Origin of the sequence: Mesorhizobium sp. BE184 (assembly GCF_031457045.1) — a bacterium.
Lineage (GTDB): Bacteria > Pseudomonadota > Alphaproteobacteria > Rhizobiales > Rhizobiaceae > Mesorhizobium.
In genome coordinates this window covers 67,232-86,285 of the sequence record NZ_JAVDVU010000002.1, presented here as the reverse complement: position 1 = coordinate 86,285, position 19,054 = coordinate 67,232, and the positions used below count along the sequence as shown (strand labels likewise).

Annotated in this window: 18 protein-coding genes; 14 read left to right on the top strand and 4 right to left on the bottom strand. The window is 65.1% G+C overall.

Translation table 11 applies throughout. The features are described from left to right. The first annotated feature begins 81 nt into the window (after positions 1-81). Together J2X35_RS08650 and J2X35_RS08645 are read left to right on the top strand one after the other, a co-directional pair. Positions 82-726 (top strand): hypothetical protein, encoded by a 645-nt coding sequence (locus J2X35_RS08650; RefSeq protein WP_310183944.1) that lies wholly within the window; start codon positions 82-84, stop codon positions 724-726. 48 nt (positions 727-774) lie between these two features. Further along, positions 775-1,512, top strand: a complete 738-nt coding sequence (locus J2X35_RS08645) for a 16S rRNA (uracil(1498)-N(3))-methyltransferase (RefSeq protein ID WP_310183942.1) — start codon at positions 775-777, stop codon at positions 1,510-1,512. Between the two features lie 280 nt (positions 1,513-1,792). Here J2X35_RS08645 and J2X35_RS08640 read toward each other — a convergent pair whose 3' ends face one another. Further along, positions 1,793-2,161, bottom strand: coding sequence for a hypothetical protein (locus J2X35_RS08640; protein WP_310183939.1), 369 nt, complete (start codon positions 2,159-2,161; stop codon positions 1,793-1,795). Positions 2,162-2,544: 383 nt separating this feature from the next. On the opposite strand from J2X35_RS08640, the gene hisS reads away from it, so the two are divergent. The 4 genes from hisS (at position 2,545) to J2X35_RS08620 (ending at position 7,905) form a co-directional block, all read left to right on the top strand. Next, on the top strand, positions 2,545-4,089 hold the full coding sequence (gene hisS, locus J2X35_RS08635; RefSeq protein WP_310183937.1) for a histidine--tRNA ligase: 1,545 nt from the start codon (positions 2,545-2,547) through the stop codon (positions 4,087-4,089). A gap of 174 nt (positions 4,090-4,263) precedes the next feature. Beyond that, entirely contained in the window at positions 4,264-5,385 is a 1,122-nt protein-coding gene (locus tag J2X35_RS08630) for an ATP phosphoribosyltransferase regulatory subunit (RefSeq protein WP_310183934.1), read from the top strand. Continuing rightward, a complete protein-coding gene (gene hisG / locus J2X35_RS08625) occupies positions 5,382-6,086 on the top strand; it encodes an ATP phosphoribosyltransferase (protein ID WP_310183932.1) in 705 nt (234 codons plus the stop codon). The genes J2X35_RS08630 and hisG overlap by 4 nt, the downstream gene beginning before the upstream one ends. A gap of 64 nt (positions 6,087-6,150) precedes the next feature. Then, a complete protein-coding gene (locus J2X35_RS08620; protein WP_310183929.1) occupies positions 6,151-7,905 on the top strand; it encodes an AMP-binding protein in 1,755 nt (584 codons plus the stop codon). Between the two features lie 33 nt (positions 7,906-7,938). Here J2X35_RS08620 and J2X35_RS08615 read toward each other — a convergent pair whose 3' ends face one another. Further along, the gene (locus J2X35_RS08615) at positions 7,939-8,844 is read right to left on the bottom strand and encodes a LysR substrate-binding domain-containing protein (protein WP_310183928.1); all 906 of its coding nucleotides are present in this window, start codon (positions 8,842-8,844) and stop codon (positions 7,939-7,941) included. A gap of 174 nt (positions 8,845-9,018) precedes the next feature. Here J2X35_RS08615 and katG point away from each other — a divergent pair, with 174 nt between their 5' ends. The 5 genes from katG to J2X35_RS08590 all read left to right on the top strand — a co-directional run bounded on the left by katG (position 9,019) and on the right by J2X35_RS08590 (position 14,553). Next, a complete protein-coding gene (katG, locus tag J2X35_RS08610; protein ID WP_310183927.1) occupies positions 9,019-11,205 on the top strand; it encodes a catalase/peroxidase HPI in 2,187 nt (728 codons plus the stop codon). 159 nt (positions 11,206-11,364) lie between these two features. After that, positions 11,365-12,651 carry an RsmB/NOP family class I SAM-dependent RNA methyltransferase gene (locus J2X35_RS08605; RefSeq protein WP_310183924.1) on the top strand — a complete coding sequence of 429 codons (1,287 nt, stop codon included), beginning with the start codon at positions 11,365-11,367 and terminating at the stop codon, positions 12,649-12,651. Positions 12,652-12,724: 73 nt separating this feature from the next. Next, positions 12,725-13,177: a TspO/MBR family protein gene (locus J2X35_RS08600; protein WP_310183921.1), complete on the top strand. Its 453-nt coding sequence runs from the start codon at positions 12,725-12,727 to the stop codon at positions 13,175-13,177. A gap of 82 nt (positions 13,178-13,259) precedes the next feature. Continuing rightward, complete coding sequence (locus J2X35_RS08595) at positions 13,260-13,718, top strand: PaaI family thioesterase (RefSeq protein ID WP_056115115.1); 459 nt, start codon at positions 13,260-13,262, stop codon at positions 13,716-13,718. A 178-nt stretch (positions 13,719-13,896) separates the two neighbouring features. Next, a complete protein-coding gene (locus tag J2X35_RS08590) occupies positions 13,897-14,553 on the top strand; it encodes a 5'-methylthioadenosine/S-adenosylhomocysteine nucleosidase (protein WP_310183918.1) in 657 nt (218 codons plus the stop codon). Here the strand turns inward: J2X35_RS08590 and J2X35_RS08585 are convergent. Beyond that, the gene (locus tag J2X35_RS08585; protein WP_310183915.1) at positions 14,544-14,870 is read right to left on the bottom strand and encodes a hypothetical protein; all 327 of its coding nucleotides are present in this window, start codon (positions 14,868-14,870) and stop codon (positions 14,544-14,546) included. The genes J2X35_RS08590 and J2X35_RS08585 overlap by 10 nt on opposite strands. A gap of 92 nt (positions 14,871-14,962) precedes the next feature. Here J2X35_RS08585 and J2X35_RS08580 point away from each other — a divergent pair, with 92 nt between their 5' ends. The 3 genes from J2X35_RS08580 to J2X35_RS08570 all read left to right on the top strand — a co-directional run bounded on the left by J2X35_RS08580 (position 14,963) and on the right by J2X35_RS08570 (position 18,595). After that, entirely contained in the window at positions 14,963-15,424 is a 462-nt protein-coding gene (locus tag J2X35_RS08580; RefSeq protein ID WP_310183913.1) for a MarR family transcriptional regulator, read from the top strand. A gap of 52 nt (positions 15,425-15,476) precedes the next feature. Continuing rightward, positions 15,477-17,045: a glutamine-hydrolyzing GMP synthase gene (gene guaA, locus J2X35_RS08575; protein ID WP_310183910.1), complete on the top strand. Its 1,569-nt coding sequence runs from the start codon at positions 15,477-15,479 to the stop codon at positions 17,043-17,045. Between the two features lie 293 nt (positions 17,046-17,338). Next, the gene (locus tag J2X35_RS08570; protein WP_104960301.1) at positions 17,339-18,595 is read left to right on the top strand and encodes a site-specific integrase; all 1,257 of its coding nucleotides are present in this window, start codon (positions 17,339-17,341) and stop codon (positions 18,593-18,595) included. Here the strand turns inward: J2X35_RS08570 and J2X35_RS08565 are convergent. Continuing rightward, positions 18,567-18,845: an AlpA family transcriptional regulator gene (locus tag J2X35_RS08565; RefSeq protein WP_121583338.1), complete on the bottom strand. Its 279-nt coding sequence runs from the start codon at positions 18,843-18,845 to the stop codon at positions 18,567-18,569. The two genes, J2X35_RS08570 and J2X35_RS08565, sit on opposite strands and share 29 nt — an antisense overlap. Positions 18,846-19,054: the final 209 nt, after the last annotated feature.

The following is a 19,054-nucleotide window of genomic DNA, read 5'->3' as shown; positions in this document are numbered from 1 at the left end:
CATGAGCCGGCCAAGAGGCGCCGGCATTGCCTTGGGAAAAATCTCGTGACGGCGCAGGACAGGCCTCAAAGGAAACGGCCATTGCAGAACCGGGTCGATCCGTTCGGCGCCATCCATGCCGTACCCGAGCGCGGCCTGTTCACCGGCAATCGCGGCATCATCCACGATCCGGACACCAAGACGCTGCTGCGCAAGCGCTGGGCCTTGCGCGCCTGGATCATCTGCGCATGCGACTTCAAGAGCCGCCGCCGCGAGCCGATGGGCCGCAACCGGTTGGTCGAGGGCGAGCCGAAGCCCGGCTGGACGGAACTGTTCTTCCTCGACGAAGTGACGGCGCTCGCCGCCGGCCACCGGCCCTGCTTCTTCTGCCGCCGCGAACGGGCTATCGACTATGCAAGCCGCTTCGGCGCGGCCTTCGACATCGCCGAACCGAGGGCGCCGATGGCCGATGCGCGGTTGCACCGGGAGCGGCTGGCCTCGGGCGGCAGGCCGGTTCCGCTTGCCTGCAAAGAACTCGGCCTGCTGCCGGATGGCGCGATGATCGCGGCGGACGGGCAGGCCTTCGCCATCCGCCAGGGCAGGGGGCTGCCGTGGTCCTTCGGCGGCTATGGCGCGCCGGTCGCGCTGGACCGGATAAGCGATGCGACCCTTTTGACACCCGCGACCTCGCTCGCCGTGCTGCGTCAGGGGTACCGCCCGGTGTGGCACGCGAGCGCGGAGGATTGAACCGAAGCCGCTCTTGACGCTCCCGCCAGCCTGCCGCATGGATCGCCCATGCGCGCCAATTACCGACTGCAACGGCTTTTCGTGCCCGACGATCTTGCCGAGGGGGCGGAGGTCGAGCCTGCCCCGCAGCAGAGCCATTACCTGATGCATGTGCTGCGACTGGCCGAAGGCGCCGAGGTGCTTCTGTTCAATGGCCGCGACGGTGAGTGGCTGGCCACGGTCGCGGTGCGCACGAAGAAGTCGCTGCGCCTGAAGGTCGGCAGACCGCAGCGCCCGCAGCCGCCGCTGCCCGACCTCGTCTACTGCTTCGCGCCGCTGAAACAGGGCCGGCTCGACTACCTGGTGCAGAAGGCGGTGGAAATGGGCGCCGGCACCCTCCAGCCGGTCATCACCCAGCACACACAGGTGGCGAAAGCAGGCACGGACCGCCTTGCCGCCAACGTCATCGAAGCCGCCGAGCAGTGCGGTATCCTCGCCGTGCCGGAAGTACGCGAGGCGGTCAAGTTCGAGCGCCTGCTGGCCGGCTGGGACAGCGAACGGCGGCTGATCTTCTGCGACGAGGATGCCGCGACCGACAATCCGCTGCCGGCGCTTCGGTCCATCGGCGAAAAGAAACTCGCTCTGCTGGTCGGGCCGGAGGGCGGTTTTTCGGACGACGAGCGCCGCACGCTGCGGGCGCTGCCCTTCGTCACCGCCATTCCGCTCGGGCCGCGCATCCTGCGCGCCGACACCGCCGCCGTCGCCGCCCTTGCCGTCATCCAGGCGACGCTGGGCGATTGGGGCTGAACGGTTGGTCACATCCTTTCAGGATAGCCGCCACCTTCGTCATCCTGAGCGTGGCGTGATCGCGCCATCTGCCTTCTCCCCTTGTGGGAGAAGGTGTCGAGGCGGAGCCGAGACGGATGAGGGGTTATAGGCAAAGTGCGCCCGAATGGGTCTGGAACACCCCTCATCCGACCGCGCCTTGGCTCCGCTTGGCCCGGCCACCTTCTCCCACAAGGGGGAGGGTAAAGCGCTGACACGCGTCATCCTCGCCACGCCCGGGTTTTCGCCCGTCTGGCCATTGTCATGGAAGATGCGGCAGGTCCGCCGCGATCTGGAAACGGCCGCCGCGCAGCATGTCGTGCGTGGACGGCGAGGCGGCTGGCTTCACGATGTGTCGGGAGTGGGCATTGCCGCTGCCGGACGGTCCATCCGCATGGCCGGCGGCGACGATCGCCCTGGCGGGAACAGGCGCGCCGAACCCGCGCGCCGCATCGGCGACGCAGCGATACGCGGCTTCCTCGGCGGGATTTAAAATCGCCAGGACGCGGCGGCGCACGAACCACGACCGGCTCGATGCCTGCTCGGCCAGAACGGCGAGCGCGAACAGCAGCGCCACGATGCGCTCCAGCACATCGCGGTCCCGGTTCGCGTTCCTGTCCCAGCCGTCCATCCTGTCCTCCGCTTCGCGTGGGCAAAGTATGGATGCGGTTTTGCGGACGTGGACGGATTTATCTGTTGTGGGAGCCGTGGCGCCTGATCTCGTCCTTGCTTCGCAAGCCCGAGGGCGACACCTTCTCCCACAAGGGGAGAAGGAAGGCATTTGAGCGCGGGCCGGGTGGAGGGTCGCGACCGCGGCCGATCGAGCCAGCACAAGGACCGGGCCGTGCCCGACGATCACAGCATCAATGGATCCCGGATGGCCTGCGCTTCGCTCGGCCACCTTCACAAGGGCAAGGCCGCCCTTGCCGCATGGGGCCGCATCGTCTAGGACACGCGCGGCGCGGGACCGGCAAATTTCCGGTCTCCGCCAAGCAAGGAATGCCGGGTAACATCATGGCCGATAAATCGCAGAAGATGCTGGCGCGCCTGCCGCGCGGCTTTGCCGACCGCGGCGCCGACGACATCCGCGCCGTCGAGAAGATGATGGCGAAAATCCGCGAGGTCTATGAGCTTTACGGCTTCGAGCCGGTCGACCAGCCGATGATCGAATACACCGATGCGCTGGGAAAATTCCTGCCCGACCAGGATCGTCCGAACGAGGGTGTTTTCTCCTTCCAGGATGATGACGACCAGTGGCTGTCGCTGCGCTATGATCTGACCGCGCCGACTGCGCGCTTCGTCGCCGAGAACTACGAGCGCCTGCCGAAACCCTATCGCAGCTATCGGTCCGGCTGGGTGTTCCGCAACGAGAAGCCGGGGCCGGGCCGTTTCCGCCAGTTCATGCAGTTCGACGCCGACACAGTGGGTGCGCCGGGTGTCGCGGCGGATGCCGAGATGGCGATGATGATGGCCGACGTGATGGAGGCGCTGGGCATCAAGCGGGGCGACTACGTCATCCGCATCAACAACCGTAAGGTACTCGACGGCGTGCTGGATGCGATTGGCCTCGGCGGCGACGCGAATGCCGGGCGGCGGCTGACGGTGTTAAGGGCCATCGATAAAGCGGATAAGTTTCCGCCGGAGGAAATTCAGAAGCTTCTCGGTGCCGGCCGCTGGGATGGCGGTAAGGAAGGCGAGGGCGATTTCACTAAGGGCGCTGGTTTGAATTCCGACCAAATCGCTCAATTGAGCGGCGCATTTATGTTCCTGCTCCCCAACCCGGGGCAGGCACAATCTGACTATATTGAAGATTTCTTCCGTGACTTCCGAACCACCGTGAAGGGATCGTCCAAAGGCGAAGAAGGAATTTCTGAGCTGGAGCAAGTATCCGAGCTCTGCATCGCTGCCGGATATGATCGTGACCGCATCCGCATCGACCCCTCCGTCGTGCGCGGCCTCGAATACTACACCGGCCCCGTCTACGAGGCCGAGTTGCTGGCCGAAATCCCCAATGAAGACGGCCAGATCGTCCGCTTCGGCTCGGTCGGCGGCGGCGGGCGTTATGACGGGCTGGTGTCGCGGTTCAGGGGCGAGCCGGTGCCGGCGACGGGCTTTTCCATCGGCGTCTCGCGGCTGATGACGGCGCTGAAGAACCTCGGCAAGCTCGACATTTCAGATGTCATCCAGCCGGTCGTCGTGCTGGTCATGGATCGCGATACGGAAAGCCTCGGCCGCTACCAGAAGATGGTGTCGGAGCTTCGCCAGGCCGGCATCCGCGCCGAAATGTATCTCGGCGGCGCCGGCATGAAGGCGCAGTTGAAATATGCCGACCGGCGCGGCTGTCCCGTCGCGATCATCCAGGGCGGCGACGAGCGCGCCAGGGGCGAGGTGCAGATCAAGGACCTGATCGAGGGCGCGCGGCAGGCCGCTGCCATCTCCGGTCACGCCGAATACAAGGAGGCGCGGCCCGGTCAGGTGACGGTAGCCGAGGCCGATCTCGTGGCCGAGGTGCGGAAAATCCTCGACGCGCAGAAGGCGGAGCGCGACGGTGGCCGGTGAGGCTGCGATCTTCCCTTCTCCCCGTGTGGGAGAAGGTGGCCGAGCGAAGCGAGGTCGGATGAGGGGTGTTGGCCGGAGCGTCGGCGTCTCCTTTCTTCCAGTATCCCTCATCCGTCTTGGCGCTGCGCGCCAATCCACCTTCTCCCACAAGGGGAGAAGGGCAGGGGCTGCTCAATGACCGCCCGCCGCCCCGCCATATCCGACGCCATCGAGGCGTTGTTCGCCACGCGCGGCGCGGCGCTCGTCGACGTGCCGGTGCTGCAGCCCGCCGATCCGTTCCTCGACATGGCGGGCGAGGATCTGCGCCGCCGCATCTTCCTGACCGAAAGCGAGACCGGCCGCAGCCTGTGCCTGCGCCCGGAATTCACCATTCCCGTCTGCCTCGACCATATCGCCAGCCAGGCCGGCACGCCGCGCCGCTATGCCTATCTGGGCGAGGTGTTCCGCCAGCGCCGCGACGGCGCCGCCGAATTCTTCCAGGCCGGCATCGAGGATCTGGGCGACCGCGACACCGCGAAAGCCGACGCCCGTTCCGTCGCCGACGCCATCGCGCTGTTGGAACTCGCGCTGCCGAAAGCCGGCCTCGTGACCACGCTGGGGGACCAGGCGGTGTTCGAGGCGGTGCTGGCGGCGCTCGGCCTGCCGCGCGGCTGGCGCATGCGGCTCGCCCGCGCCTTCGGCTCGCGCGCCATGCTGGAGGCGGCTCTTGCCGATCTCGCCAATCCGCCACGCAACGGCCAGTTTCCGCCGGAAGTCGCCGCGCTCGCCGTCGATGGCGACGCCGAGGCGCTTGCCGCCCATCTGGCCGAGGGCATGGAAAAGGTGGGCCTGTCCGCTTCCGCCGGCCGCACGCCGGCCGACATTGCCCGCCGCCTGATCGAGAAAGCGCAGTTGCGCTCGGTGCGCCTGTCGGACGAGGCGTTCGCGGCGCTGAAGGCCTTCCTCGCCATCAAGGTTCCGCTCGACGGCGCGGCAGCGGCGCTGGCAGGTTTCGCCGCCGATGCCGGGCTGTCGCTGGGCGCGGCATTGGACAGTTTCGCCGCCCGCGCCGCTGCGATCGCCGGACACGGGCGGAATGCCGGCGCGATCGTCTACGATGCCGCTTTCGGCCGTCCGCTCGATTACTACACGGGCCTGGTGTTCGAGATATCCATCGACGGCGGCGACAGGCCGCTGGCCGGCGGCGGCCGCTACGACCGGCTGCTGACGCTGCTCGGCGCGACCGCGCCGATCCCCGGCGTCGGCTTCTCCGTCTGGCTCGACCGCATCGAAGCGGCGCGGGAGGGTGTCCAATGACCATCTCCCTCGCCATCCCCTCCAAAGGCCGGCTGCGCGAGCAGGCGCTGGAAAAGCTGGCGGCGGCGGGGCTTGCCGTCAGCCTGCCGGAAGACGAGCGCAAATACCGCGCCCGCATCGAGGGCCGCGGCGACATCGAGGTGATGTTCCTGTCGGCCTCGGAGATTGCCGGCGAACTCGGCCAGGGCGCGGTCGACCTCGGCATAACCGGCGAAGACCTGGTGCGTGAGAATCTGGCCGAATGGGAAACACGCGCCGAAATCCTCGCCCGGCTCGGCTTCGGCCATGCCGACGTCGTGGTCGCCGTGCCGGACATCTGGCTCGACGTCGAAACCATGGCCGACCTCGACGACGTCGCCGCCGACTTCCGCCAGCGCCACGGCCGCAGGCTGCGCATCGCCACCAAATACTGGCGGCTGACGCAGCAGTTCTTTTCCGGCAAGCACGGCATCCAGGTCTACCGCATCGTCGAGAGCCTCGGCGCCACCGAAGGCGCGCCGGCGGCGGGATCGGCTGATGTCATCGTCGACATCACCTCGTCCGGCTCGACGCTGCGCGCCAACCACCTCAAGGTGCTGGCGGACGGCGTCATCCTGCGCTCGCAGGCCTGCCTCGTCGCGTCGCGCAAGCCGCGTCAGGATGCGGACGAGGCGTTGATCCGGGACATCGCGGAAAGAATGGCGCGCGCCGACATGTCTTGAACCTGGCGGCATTGCCTCGCGCCACATGGCTGCTAGATTCATTGTGGTTGCGGAGGAGATGGTCATGGCGAACAACACGGCGCTGCAAAGCCAAAGGAACGAGCCGCATCACAGGGCTTTCATCGCCCCGCTGGGCGGCAAGGCGCATGTGTCGGGCGAGCGCACCGTTCCTCTGCTGCACAAAACCATTCCGGCGCTGTTTTCCGAGACGGCGGCTGCCAACGGCTCGCGCGACGCCGCTGTTTTCCTTGGGCAAAACAAGCGGTTTTCGTGGGAGGAGCTTTCCGATGCCGTCGATGCGCTGGCCGCCGGCCTTCTGGCGCTCGGGCTGCGCAAGGGCGACCGCATCGGCATCTGGTCGCCGAACCGCTGGGAGTGGCTGGTCACCCAGTTCGGCACCGCGCGCATCGGCCTGATCCTGGTCAACATCAATCCGGCCTATCGCCTGTCCGAGCTGGAATATGCGCTGAACAAGGTCGGCTGCAAGGCGCTGGTCACGGCGGCCAGCTTCAAGACGTCGGACTATCTCGGCATGTTGAACACGTTGGCGCCGGAGCTGGAAAAGGCGGAACCCGGCAAGCTGACGACGAAGAGGCTGCCGACGCTCAAGGCGGTCATCCGCATGGGCGAGGAAAGCTCGCCCGGCATGTTCAATTTCGGCGACGTGCTGGCCATGGGCGGCCGCGACGAGCATGACAGCCTCGACCGCATTTCGGAGGGGCTGAAACCCGGCGACGCCATCAACATCCAGTTCACCTCGGGAACCACGGGCGCGCCGAAGGGCGCGACGCTGACCCACGGCAACATCGTCAACAACGGCAATTTCGTCACCTCGGCCATCAAGCTCACCGCCGACGACCGTCTCTGCATCCCGGTTCCGCTCTATCACTGCTTCGGCATGTCGATGGGTACGATGGGCTGCGTCACCAAGGGCGCGACCATGGTGTTTCCGGGCGAAGGCTTCGATCCGGGCGCCACGCTGAAGGCGGTGGAAGCGGAACGCTGCACCGGGCTCTACGGCGTGCCGACCATGTTCGTCGCCATGCTCGATCACGCCGATTTCAAATCCTTCGACCTGTCCAGCCTGCGCACCGGCATCATGGCCGGTTCGCCATGCCCGATCGAAGTGATGAAGAAGGTGATATCGCTCATGAACATGTCGCAGGTGACGATCGCCTACGGCATGACCGAGACCAGCCCCGTCTCCTTCCAGAGCGGCACAGGCGATCCGTTGGACAAGCGCGTCTCCACCGTCGGCCGCATCCAGCCGCATGTCGAATGCAAGGTGATCGACGCTGACGGCGCCACCGCTGCGGTTGGCGCACCGGGTGAACTGTGCACGCGCGGCTATTCGGTGATGAAGGGCTATTGGGAAGACGAGGAGAAAACCGCCGAGGCGATCGACCCTGAAGGCTGGATGCACACCGGCGATCTGGCGACCATCGACGCCGAAGGCTATTGCAACATCGTCGGCCGGGTGAAGGACATGGTCATCCGCGGCGGCGAGAACGTCTATCCGCGCGAGGTCGAGGAATTCCTCTACCGGCACCCCAAGGTCAAGGAAGTGCAGGTCTTCGGCATCCCGGACAAGAAATATGGCGAGGAACTCGCGGCCTGGATCGTTCTCAAGCCGGGCGAGAACGCCGGGGCCGACGAGATCAGGGTCTTCTGCGATGGCCAGATCGCCCATTACAAGGTGCCGCGCTACATCCGCTTCAAGGACAGCCTGCCGATGACGGTGACCGGCAAGCCGCAGAAATTCATTATGCGCGAAGCAATGATGGAGGAACTGGGGCTGGTGGAAGAAAAGACCGCCTGAGCGGACACGGCTTGGCGCCAAGGTAAGGGAAGGTCAGGCCTTCGCCGGTAAGCCGATCTGCCGCACGAACCGGGCCAGTTCCATGCAATCCTCCCCGCGTGGCGCATTGCGCCGCCACGCCACGCACAATGTGCGCTCCGGAACGGGATCTGCGAACGGCAATATGCGCAGGTCCCGCATTTCCGAGGCGGAACTGACGGCGATTTCCGGGATGAGGGTAACGCCGAGCCCATGCGCGACCATCTGCATGAGCGTGGTCAGGCTGGTGGCGCCGTAGTTCGCCATGACGGCGGGGCGCACCCGCCCGCAAACGGCCAGCGCCTGCTCGCGCATGCAATGGCCTTCCTCCAGCAGCATGAGCCTCTCCAAGGCAACGCTTTCCGGCGCAACCGGCGGTGTCACGAAAGCAGGATCGGACCGGGGAACGGCGAGGAAAAAGCGGTCGTGGAAAAGCTCCTCGACCGTCAATGCGGGCGCATCCAGCGGCGTTGCCGCGATCAGCCCGTCGAGCCGGCCGCCCAGCACTTCTTCCAGCAGCACGGTGGTTACCGCTTCCCTCAGTTCAAGATGCAGGGCGGGATATCGCCGCTTCAGCGCCGGCAGGACGACGGGCAGCAGATAGGGCGCGACGGTGGGGATGATTCCGAGCCGAAGACGGCCCTCCATGGCGTTCCGCTTCAGCCCTCCCATGGCTTCGAGGCTGCGGATTTCTCCCAATATCCTCTCGACTTCAGGCGCCAGCTCCAGGCCTTTTTCAGTCAGGGAAATGCCGCGGCTTGAACGGTCGAAGAGACGGCAGCCGAGGCGCTGCTCCATCTCGGCGATCTGCGCCGACAGCGCCGGCTGGCTGACACCGGCGCTTTCCGCAGCGCGTCCGAAATGGCGCGTCCGCGCCAGCGCCTCGAAATATTCCATCTGCCGGATGGTGATCTGTATCATAGTTTAAAGTTATTGCAGTGAACAGGAAAGGCAATTTGAATTTATTGGAGGCAGCGGCTAGTCTGGAATCATTCCAGCCCGAACATCGCTCAGACCTGCACCCGCGCAGATGTCATGGCGATGGACCCATGCGCTGCGACGGACGAATTCGACAAAATCTTTTGGAGGCCAGATATGGACGCGAAGACTGACGACCCCGCCGGCAAATGCCCGGTCGCGCATGGAGGCGGCAAGTCGCCGAGGTCCAATCGGGACTGGTGGCCGAAGCAGCTGGATGTCTCGGTCCTGCACCGCAATTCCGACCTGTCCGATCCGATGGACAGGGATTTCGACTATGCCGAGGAGTTCAAGAGCCTGGATCTGAACGCGGTGATCCAGGACCTGCACGCCGTCATGACGGATTCGCAGGAGTGGTGGCCGGCCGATTTCGGCCACTATGGCGGCCTGTTCATCCGCATGGCGTGGCACAGCGCCGGCACATACCGCATCACCGACGGCCGTGGCGGCGCCGGCGCCGGCCAGCAGCGTTTCGCGCCGCTGAATAGCTGGCCGGACAATGCAAATCTCGACAAGGCGCGCCGCCTGCTTTGGCCGATCAAGCAGAAATATGGCCGCAAGATATCCTGGGCCGACCTGCTGGTCCTGACCGGCAACGTCGCCCTGGAATCGATGGGCTTCAAGACTTTCGGCTTCGCCGGCGGCCGCAAGGATGTCTGGGAGCCCGAAGAGCTTTACTGGGGTCCCGAGGGCTCGTGGCTCGGCGACGAGCGCTACAGCGGCGAGCGCCAGCTGGACGAACAGTTGGGCGCTGTCCAGATGGGCCTGATCTACGTCAATCCGGAAGGACCGGGCGGCAATCCGGACCCGGTCGCGGCGGCGAAGGACATTCGCGAAACCTTCTTCCGCATGGCGATGAACGATGAGGAAACCGTCGCGCTGATCGCCGGCGGCCACTCCTTCGGCAAGACCCACGGCGCGGGCGACCCTTCGCTGGTCGGCGCGGAACCGGAAGCGGGCGCGCTCGAGGACCAGGGCCTCGGCTGGAAAAGCACCTACGGATCCGGTCGTGGCGCCGATGCCATCACCGCCGGGCTGGAAGTGACCTGGACGCAGACGCCGACGCAGTGGAGCAACTTCTTCTTCAAGAACCTGTTCGAGAACGAATGGGAATTGACGGCCAGCCCGGCGGGCGCCAAGCAGTGGCAGGCCAGGAACGCCGCCGCGACGATTCCGAACGCCTTCGACCCGTCGAAGAAGCATGTGCCGACCATGCTGACGACCGATCTTTCGCTGCGGTTCGACCCGGAATACGAAAAGATTTCCCGGCGGTTCTACGAGCATCCCGAGCAGTTCGCCGACGCCTTCGCCCGCGCCTGGTTCAAGCTGACCCATCGCGACATGGGTCCGCGCGTACGCTATCTCGGACCGCTGGTGCCGCAAGAAACCCTGATCTGGCAGGACCCGATCCCGGCCGTGGATCACCCCCTGGCCGACGAGCAGGACATCGCGGCGCTGAAGGCGAAGGTTCTGGCTTCGGGCCTGACGGTTCCGCAGCTGGTCTCGACCGCCTGGGCCTCGGCTTCCACCTTCCGCGGCTCCGACAAGCGCGGTGGCGCCAACGGCGCGCGCATCCGGCTGGCCCCGCAGAAGGACTGGGAGGTCAACCAGCCGGCCCAGCTCCAGACGGTGCTGGACAGGCTGGAGGCGATCCGGGCCGAGTTCAACGGCGCGCACTCCGGCAAGAAGATATCGCTGGCCGACCTGATCGTGCTGGCCGGCGCCGCCGCGGTGGAAAAGGCGGCGCGGGATGGCGGCGTGGATGTCGCGGTTCCCTTCGCGGCCGGACGCGCCGATGCCTCGCAGGAACAGACGGACGTGCAGTCCTTCGCGCCGCTCGAACCGCGCAATGACGGCTTCCGCAACTACATCAACGGCAAGAAGCCGCAGTTCATGCAGCCGGAGGAAGCGCTGGTCGACCGGGCGCAGTTGCTGCGCCTGACCGGCCCGGAAATGACCGTGCTGCTCGGCGGCCTGCGCGTGCTCGGCGCCAATGCGGCCGACGCCAGGCACGGCGTCTTCACCGACAGGGTCGGTACGCTGACGAACGACTTCTTCGTCAATCTGCTCGGCATGGATACGGAATGGCAGCCGGCCGGCGACAACCTCTACCAGGGCCATGACCGCAAGACGAAGGCGGCCAAATGGACGGCGACACGCGTCGATCTGATCTTCGGGTCGCACTCGCAGCTCCGCGCCTTCGCCGAGGTCTACGCCACGGCGGACGCGAAGAAGAAGTTCGTGAAGGACTTCGTCGCGGCCTGGACCAAGGTGATGAACGCCGACCGCTTCGATCTCGCCTGAGTTCCCGGAGCGCTGAGACACGGATTTGGAGCCGGGCATCTTGCCCGGCTTTTTCTTTTCGCGCTTCGCAAGGGCCTCCGCGTGGCCATCGGGCTTGCCGTCCGCGGCCTTCGCCTGTAGCAGAACGCCAAACGGGCAAACCGACGACGGGATCACCGAATGCGACTTGGCGGAAGGCTGGCGGCAGCCATCGAAGTGCTGGAAGACATCCAGCGGCGGCACCGGCCGGTGGCCGAGGCCCTGCGCGACTGGGGTGTCTCGCATCGTTTCGCCGGCGGCGGCGACCGTTCCGCCATCGGTAACATCGTCTATGACGCCCTGCGCCGCAAACGCAGCGCCGCCTGGTTGCTCGGTGCGGACACGCCGCGCGCCGTCGGTTTCGGCGCCCTGCTGCTGGAATGGGGGCAGACGCCGCAATCCTTGAATGCGGCACTTGACGGCGACAAGTTCGCGCCGCCGCCGCTCGATGCCGATGAGCTCCAGGCCGCCTCCCGCGCCACGCTTGCCGATGCCCCGCCCGCCGTGCAGGCCGATTGCCCCGACTGGTGCGCGCCGCTTTTCGAACAGACCTACGGGCCGGAATGGGTGAAGGAGGGCGCTGCGCTGGCCGAGCGTCCGCCGCTCGACCTGCGGGTGAACACGCTGAAATCCGACCGCGCCAAGGTGATCCAGGAACTGGTGGAGACGGGTGCTGCGGCGTCCGCGCTCGCGACCCAGGGCATCCGCATAGCGCCCATCCAGGGCGACGGCCGCCATCCCAATGTCCAGGCCGAGCCGGCCTTCCAGAAGGGCTGGTTCGAAATACAGGACGAAGGCTCGCAGATCGCCGCCGAACTCGTCGGCGCCGAGCCCGGAATGCAGCTTCTCGACTATTGCGCAGGCGCCGGCGGCAAGGCGCTGGCCCTCTCGGCCATCATGGACAATCGCGGCCAGATCTTCGCGCACGATTCCGAAAAGCAGCGTCTTGCGCCGATCTTCGATCGCATCCGCCGGTCCGAGAACCGCAACATCCAGGTCGTTTCCAAGCCCGGCGAACTGACGCCGCTTGAGGCGCATATGGACATCGTTCTGATCGATGCGCCCTGCACCGGGTCCGGCACCTGGCGCCGCCGGCCCGATGCCAAATGGCGGCTGACCCAGCGCCAGCTGGAGGCGCGCATGGCGGAGCAGTCAGCCATTCTCGACGCCGCATCCACCTATGTGAAACCCGGCGGACTGCTCGCCTATGTCACCTGCTCGGTCTTCGACGACGAGAACGGCGCGCAGATCGCCGCCTTCCTGGCGCGTGCCAAAAATTTCGAACTGGTCGACCACCGCGCATTGTGGGACCGGCATTTCCCCGGCCATGGCGACAAGGCGCGCTTCGGCGCCTTTGGCATTTCGCTGTCGCCGGCGCTGAGCGGCACTGACGGTTTCTACTTCTGCGCGCTGCGCTGCGCCGGCTGATTTTTCCCTGCGTTGACAGATCCGGACGCTGTTCCATCTCTTGCAGCGGCCTGCGGATCGATCGGGTGTGTTCGTGCAGAAATACATTTCGCTTCTCGTCTTCCTCATTGTCGTGCTCGGCGGCGGGCTGCTGATCGGCTACGCCACGCTGCCGGGCGAATGGTATGCCTCGCTCGTCAAGCCATCGTTCAATCCGCCCAGCTGGGTGTTCGGTCCCGCCTGGTCGCTGCTCTATGTGCTGATCGCCATTGCCGGCTGGCGGGTATGGAGACGCGAGCCGCATGGCGCGGCGATGAAGCTTTGGGTGGCGCAGCTTGTGCTCAACTTCCTCTGGTCGCCGGTGTTTTTCGGCGCACAGCGGATTGCCGGCGCGCTCTCCATCATCGTGCTGCTGTTGATCGCGATCATGGCTTTCATGGCGGCGGCGCGCAGGGTGGACCGCGTCGCCTTCTGGCTGTTCGTTCCCTACGCGCTGTGGGTCGCCTTCGCGACCTCGCTGAACGCCTCGATCCTCTGGCTCAACTGAGCCTTGTTGCGGCGCAGCAAAGCGATTGCCTGCCTGCCCCGGCTCTGCAATAAGCTGGATCGTTCAAGCGAAGGTACCGGGCATGGCAGCCAAGATCGTTCCGTCCGCTGACTACGAAGAGCGCGTTCGCGCGTCTTTCGAGCGTCAGCAGGTTATGAAAACCATCGGCGCCGAGCTGACGCTGGTGACGCCCGGCACCATCGAGATCGAAATGCCCTATGCGCCGGGGCTGACGCAGCAGCACGGCTTCCTCCATGCAGGCATCATCTCGGCGGCGCTGGATTCCGCCTGCGGTTATGCAGCCTTCTCCCTGATGCCGGAAAATGCGGGCGTGCTGACCATCGAGTTCAAGGTCAATCTGCTGGCGCCGGGCAGGGGAGAGCGCTTCCTGTTTCGCGGCTCCGTCACCAAGCCCGGCCGCACCATCATCGTCGCGGACGGACAGGCCTATGCCATTGCCGCCGATGGGGAGGCCAAGCTCATCGCCACCATGACGGGGACGATGATGACGGTCACGGGCCGCGAGGGGATCGAGGGGTGAGAGCCCGGTTCGCCGTAGGCGAATTGAAAGGTCCGGTGGATCTTTCAAAGGGCTCGAACGCCCGAGGCCCAGGCCGAGGGCAGGAGCCGGCCGCCGCAGGCGAATTGAAAGGTCCGGTGGACCTTTCAAAGGGCTCGAACGCCCGAGGCCCAGGCCGAGGGCAGGATCAGGCCGCCGCATGACCCACGCCACGGCAGCCAGCCTCAAGACCCTCGCCGGTCAATCCGTGCTCTTCGTCATGGCGGCGCAGGCCGAATACGGCCCGCATCTTCGGCGTCTCTTCACGCCGTTCATGACCGGGGTCGGACCGGTCGAGGCCGGCGTCATGCTCGGAGCAGAACTTGCCGGGCTGAGGGCGAACACCGCTCTGCCCGACCTGGTCGTGTCGCTCGGCTCCGCCGGCTCCCGCGTTCTGGAGCAGACCGAAATCTATCAGGCCGTGTCCGTCTCCTATCGCGACATGGACGCCTCGGCGCTTGGCTTCGCGAAGGGACAGACGCCGTTCCTGGACCTGCCGGTGCGGGTCCCCTTGCCGTACCGCATTCCAGGTATCGAGGCGGCGACGCTGTCGACCGGCGCGGCGGTCGTGTCCGGCGCCGCCTACGACGCCATGGATGATGACATGGTCGACATGGAAACCTACGCCTGCCTGCGCGCCTGCCAGCTTTTCGGCGTGCCGCTGGTCGCCTTGCGCGGCATTTCCGACGGCGCCGCCGAGCTTCGCCATGTCGGCGACTGGACCGAATATCTGCACGTCGTCGACGAGAAACTCGCCGCAGCGGTGTGCCTGCTGGAGCGCGCGCTGGGCGACGGCACGCTCAGGCTTCAGGACTGAACCGGCAGGTTCTTCGGATTGCCGAAAAGAATGCCGATCATCCTGATACGGGCGGAGGTGTCGAGGTTCACATAGTCGATGCCGCCGCCGGCTCCCTGCTCAAGCATCCAGCGCCCGATCGCGCCCGTGTCCCATTCCGCCGTGTAACCCCGATGCGAAAGTTGCCAGCGGCCGCTGCGGGTTTCGCCGTCCTCCAGCCGCATGTGCGAGCCGCCGTCGCGCGCCAGATAGACGTAGGCTTCCTTGCCGTTTCGATCCAGCACATGCGTTGCGCCGGAAATGAGGACCGCCAGCGTCTCCTTCTGGAAAGTTGTCATGATGAATCTCCTGTCTTGCCGGTTGCCTTGAATAGGGGCAGCCCCTAATGTGGTCATATGGTCAAGTATCTTGACTATAGAAGGAACGGTAAGTGGTCAAGGGCCTTGACGAAAATCCCGACTTTTTGCTCGATCATGTCGGCTGGCGCCTGTGGCGCGCCAACCGCGCATGGCAGGCGCGTTTCGCCGCCGGCATGCGGGCGGCCGGGCACCCTTGGTTCACCGAAGCGCGGGCCACCCTGCTCGGGCATCTGTCGCGCGCCGGCAGCCGCCAGTCGGCGCTGATCGAACGCATGGGCATCTCCAAGCAGGCGGTGCAGCAGTTGCTGGACGGGCTTGAGCAGGAAGGCATCGTGGAAAGGGTCGCCGACCCCCGCGATGCCCGCGGCAAGCTGGTGCGCTACACCCGCAAGGGGCTGGACGCGCTGCGCGATGGCGACCGGATCAAATACGAGATCGAAACCGATATTGCCGAGGCGCTCGGACGGGACCGCTTCGGGGCTTTGATGGACGGCCTTGCGGCAATGCATGAGGTTTCCGAATCGGATTCTTAGCGCGACGCCGCAACCCATTGCGCCGACTCAACTTTGTCTCTAAACGCTCGCCATGACGACACATCCCGACACAGTTCTCATCATCGATTTCGGCAGCCAGGTCACGCAGCTGATTGCGCGCAGGGTGCGCGAAGCCGGCGTCTACTGCGAGATCGTGCCGTTCCAATCGGCAGCCGAAGCTTTCAGGCGGATCGATCCCAAGGCGGTGATCCTCTCCGGCAGCCCGCATTCCACCGTCGACATCGGCAGCCCGCGCGCGCCCGACGAGATTTTCCAGGCCGGCATTCCCGTGCTCGGCATCTGCTATGGCGAGCAGACCATGTGCGCGCAACTGGGCGGCAAGGTCGAGGCCGGGCATCATCGCGAATTCGGCCGCGCCTTCCTTGAGATCGAGGGCGACTGCGCCCTGTTCGACGGCGTCTGGGCCAAGGGCACGCGTCATCAGGTCTGGATGAGCCATGGCGACCGCGTCACCGCCATACCGGCGGGCTTCAAGGTCGTCGGCACCTCGACCGGCGCCCCCTTCGCGGCCATCGCCGACGAGGCGCGCAAATTCTACGCCGTGCAGTTCCACCCGGAAGTCGTGCATACGCCGGACGGGGCGAAGCTGCTGCGCAACTTCGTCCACACCATCGCCGGCCTGCGCTCCGACTGGACGATGGGCGCCTATCGCGAACAGGCGGTGGAAGCGATCCGCAAGCAGGTCGGCAAGAGCAGGGTGATCTGTGCTTTGTCCGGCGGCGTCGATTCCTCGGTCGCAGCGCTTCTCATCCACGAGGCGGTCGGCGACCAGCTCACCTGCATCCTCGTCGACCATGGCCTGATGCGAAAAGACGAGGCGGCCGATGTCGTCGCCATGTTCCGCCAGCATTACAATCTGCCGCTGATCCTGGTCGACGCCTCGGACAAGTTTATTTCCGCCCTCGAAGGCGAGAGCGACCCGGAGAAGAAGCGCAAGACCATCGGCCGCCTGTTCATCGAGGTGTTCGAGGAAGAGGCGAAGAAGCTCGCCAAGGACGGGGAACGTGCCGATTTCCTCGCCCAGGGCACGCTCTATCCCGACGTCATCGAAAGCGTTTCCTTCACCGGCGCGACCTCGTCGACCATCAAGTCGCACCACAATGTCGGCGGCCTGCCGGACCGCATGAACATGAAGCTGGTCGAGCCGCTGCGCGAACTGTTCAAGGATGAGGTGAGGGCGCTGGGCAAGGAACTCGGCCTGCCCGACAGCTTCATCGGCCGCCATCCGTTCCCCGGCCCGGGGCTGGCGATCCGCTGCCCCGGCGGCATTACCCGCGACAAGCTGGAAATCCTGCGCCAGGCCGACGCCATCTATCTCGATGAGATCCGCAAGGCCGGGCTGTACGACGCCATCTGGCAGGCCTTCGCCGTGTTGTTGCCGGTGCAGACGGTGGGCGTGATGGGCGACGGCCGCACCTACGAGTTCGTCTGCGCGCTCCGCGCCGTCACCTCGGTCGATGGCATGACGGCGGATTTCTACCACTACGACATGCAGTTCCTGGGCCGCGCCGCCACCCGTATCATCAACGAGGTCCGCGGCATCAACCGCGTCGTCTACGACGTAACGTCGAAACCGCCCGGGACGATCGAGTGGGAATGATTCAGGCCCATCCAAACGCCGCCGACAACGCGCCAGAATTTCCCCTAACACTCTGATTAAAAATATTTTTTTATCCGCCACCTATCGAGACCTATCGGTGGATAGCAATCACAAGTACCGTCACGATTGACGGTGCTTGCTCATATTGATCACGGCCGTTTCAGAAAGTACCGTCACAAGAACTGAGGATCGTGACGGTACTTTTTTCAACATAAGACACTGATAACAAAGTGATTTAGGCGTCACGAACCTCCCAAAACCGCATGACGGTACTTTTCGGAGGCTGCGCGAACATGTTGACGGACGCCGCGCTTAAGGCGCTGAAACCAAAAGACAAAGTCTACAAGGTGTCGGACAGGGACGGCATGTATGCCCGTGTCACGCCGACAGGTCTGATCTCATTCAGCCTGGATTACCGGCTGAATGGGCGCCGCGAGACCGTCTATCTCGGCAGGTACGGACGTGACGGCATTTCGCTCGCACGGGCTCGCGAACTCTGCCTGGACGCCAAACGCGCAGTCCGAGAGGGCCGCTCACCCGCAATTGAAAAACAGCGCGAGAAGCGCCGCCTGAAAGAGGCCAAGAGCTTCGGTCAGTTCGGCGAGAAGTGGCTGGACAAGGCTCCGATGGCGGACAGTACCAGAGCGATGCGGCGCTCGATCTTCGATCGAGAGTTGCTGCCCGTCTGGCGCAACCGGCTGCTGCGCGAAATCACCCCAGATGATCTGAGAGCTCTCTGCGCCAAGATCGTCGATCGCGGTGCGCCTGCAACGGCCATCCACGTCCGCGACATCCTCAAGCAGATCTACAGTTTCGCGATCCTGCACGGCGAGAAGGTGCCCAATCCCGCCGATGAAGTCGGCCCAGCTTCGATTGCTGCATTTCGGCCCAGAGACCGTGCGCTTTCACCGACAGAGATCCGCATCATGCTGAGGCAACTGGAGCATGTCCCGACTTTGCCGACCATTCGCCTCGGCATGAAGCTCTTCCTGCTGACGATGGTTCGTAAAAGCGAGCTGCAGGACGCCGTATGGGACGAAGTGGACTTCGAGAACGCGGTTTGGAGCATTCCGAAGGAGCGGATGAAGCGCTCCAAGCCGCACAATGTGTATCTTTCCCGACAGGCGCTCGACATCATGATCGCGCTCAAGACCTGTGCCGGCAATTCCCGGTATCTGCTGCCCTCGCGTTACGATGCGGATGCCCCAATGTCGCGGGCGACGTTCAACCGCATCACCTACGCGGTGGTCGATCTGGCGCAGAAGGAGGGGCTGCCGCTCGAGCCGTTTACAGTCCATGATTTGCGACGGACCGGCTCAACGCTGCTGAATGAACTCGGTTTCAACAGCGACTGGATCGAGAAATGCCTCGCCCACGAGGACGGGCGATCTTCGCGCGGCGTCTACAACAAGGCAGAGTACGAGGTTCAGCGCCGCCATATGCTCCAGGAATGGTCGGACGTCGTTGACGCATGGGTGGAAGGTCGCAAGCGGCCTGTCACCCTTCTCCCCCCGACCATGCCTATGCTTGAGCCCGACCCTGCCCTTTGACCGGCCGGAACTTCCGCTGGGCGACGTCGGGGTGTTTGGCGCGCGGGATTGGCCGCGTGCGCCGGCTTTCGAGCCACGCTTCGACCTCGGCAAGATCCCAGACGACGCATCTGGGTGAAAGGGCAAAGCGGCGAGGAAATTCTCCGCGCTGCTCCATTTCGTAAATGGTGCTGTCCGCCAGAGGAACGATTTCTCGCAGTTCATTCCTTCGGATCGAACGTTTGACGGGCCGGTCGCTAACGGATGGCATCTGCAGCTCCTGATCGTGGTGCGGTGATGCGATTGGAGCCGATATGTGCCGATAAGGGCCAGCAGAAATTGGCCGCGGCGTATGGTCGGCGACCATGGCGTGCAGATCGGACAGGCCTGATGCTGTTTGCGGCCGCTTTCTCAGGCGGGTCTTCTCCATTTAGGCCCCACCGCGGCTCCTAGAGTGAGAGTGCGGACGGGGTTTGCCGT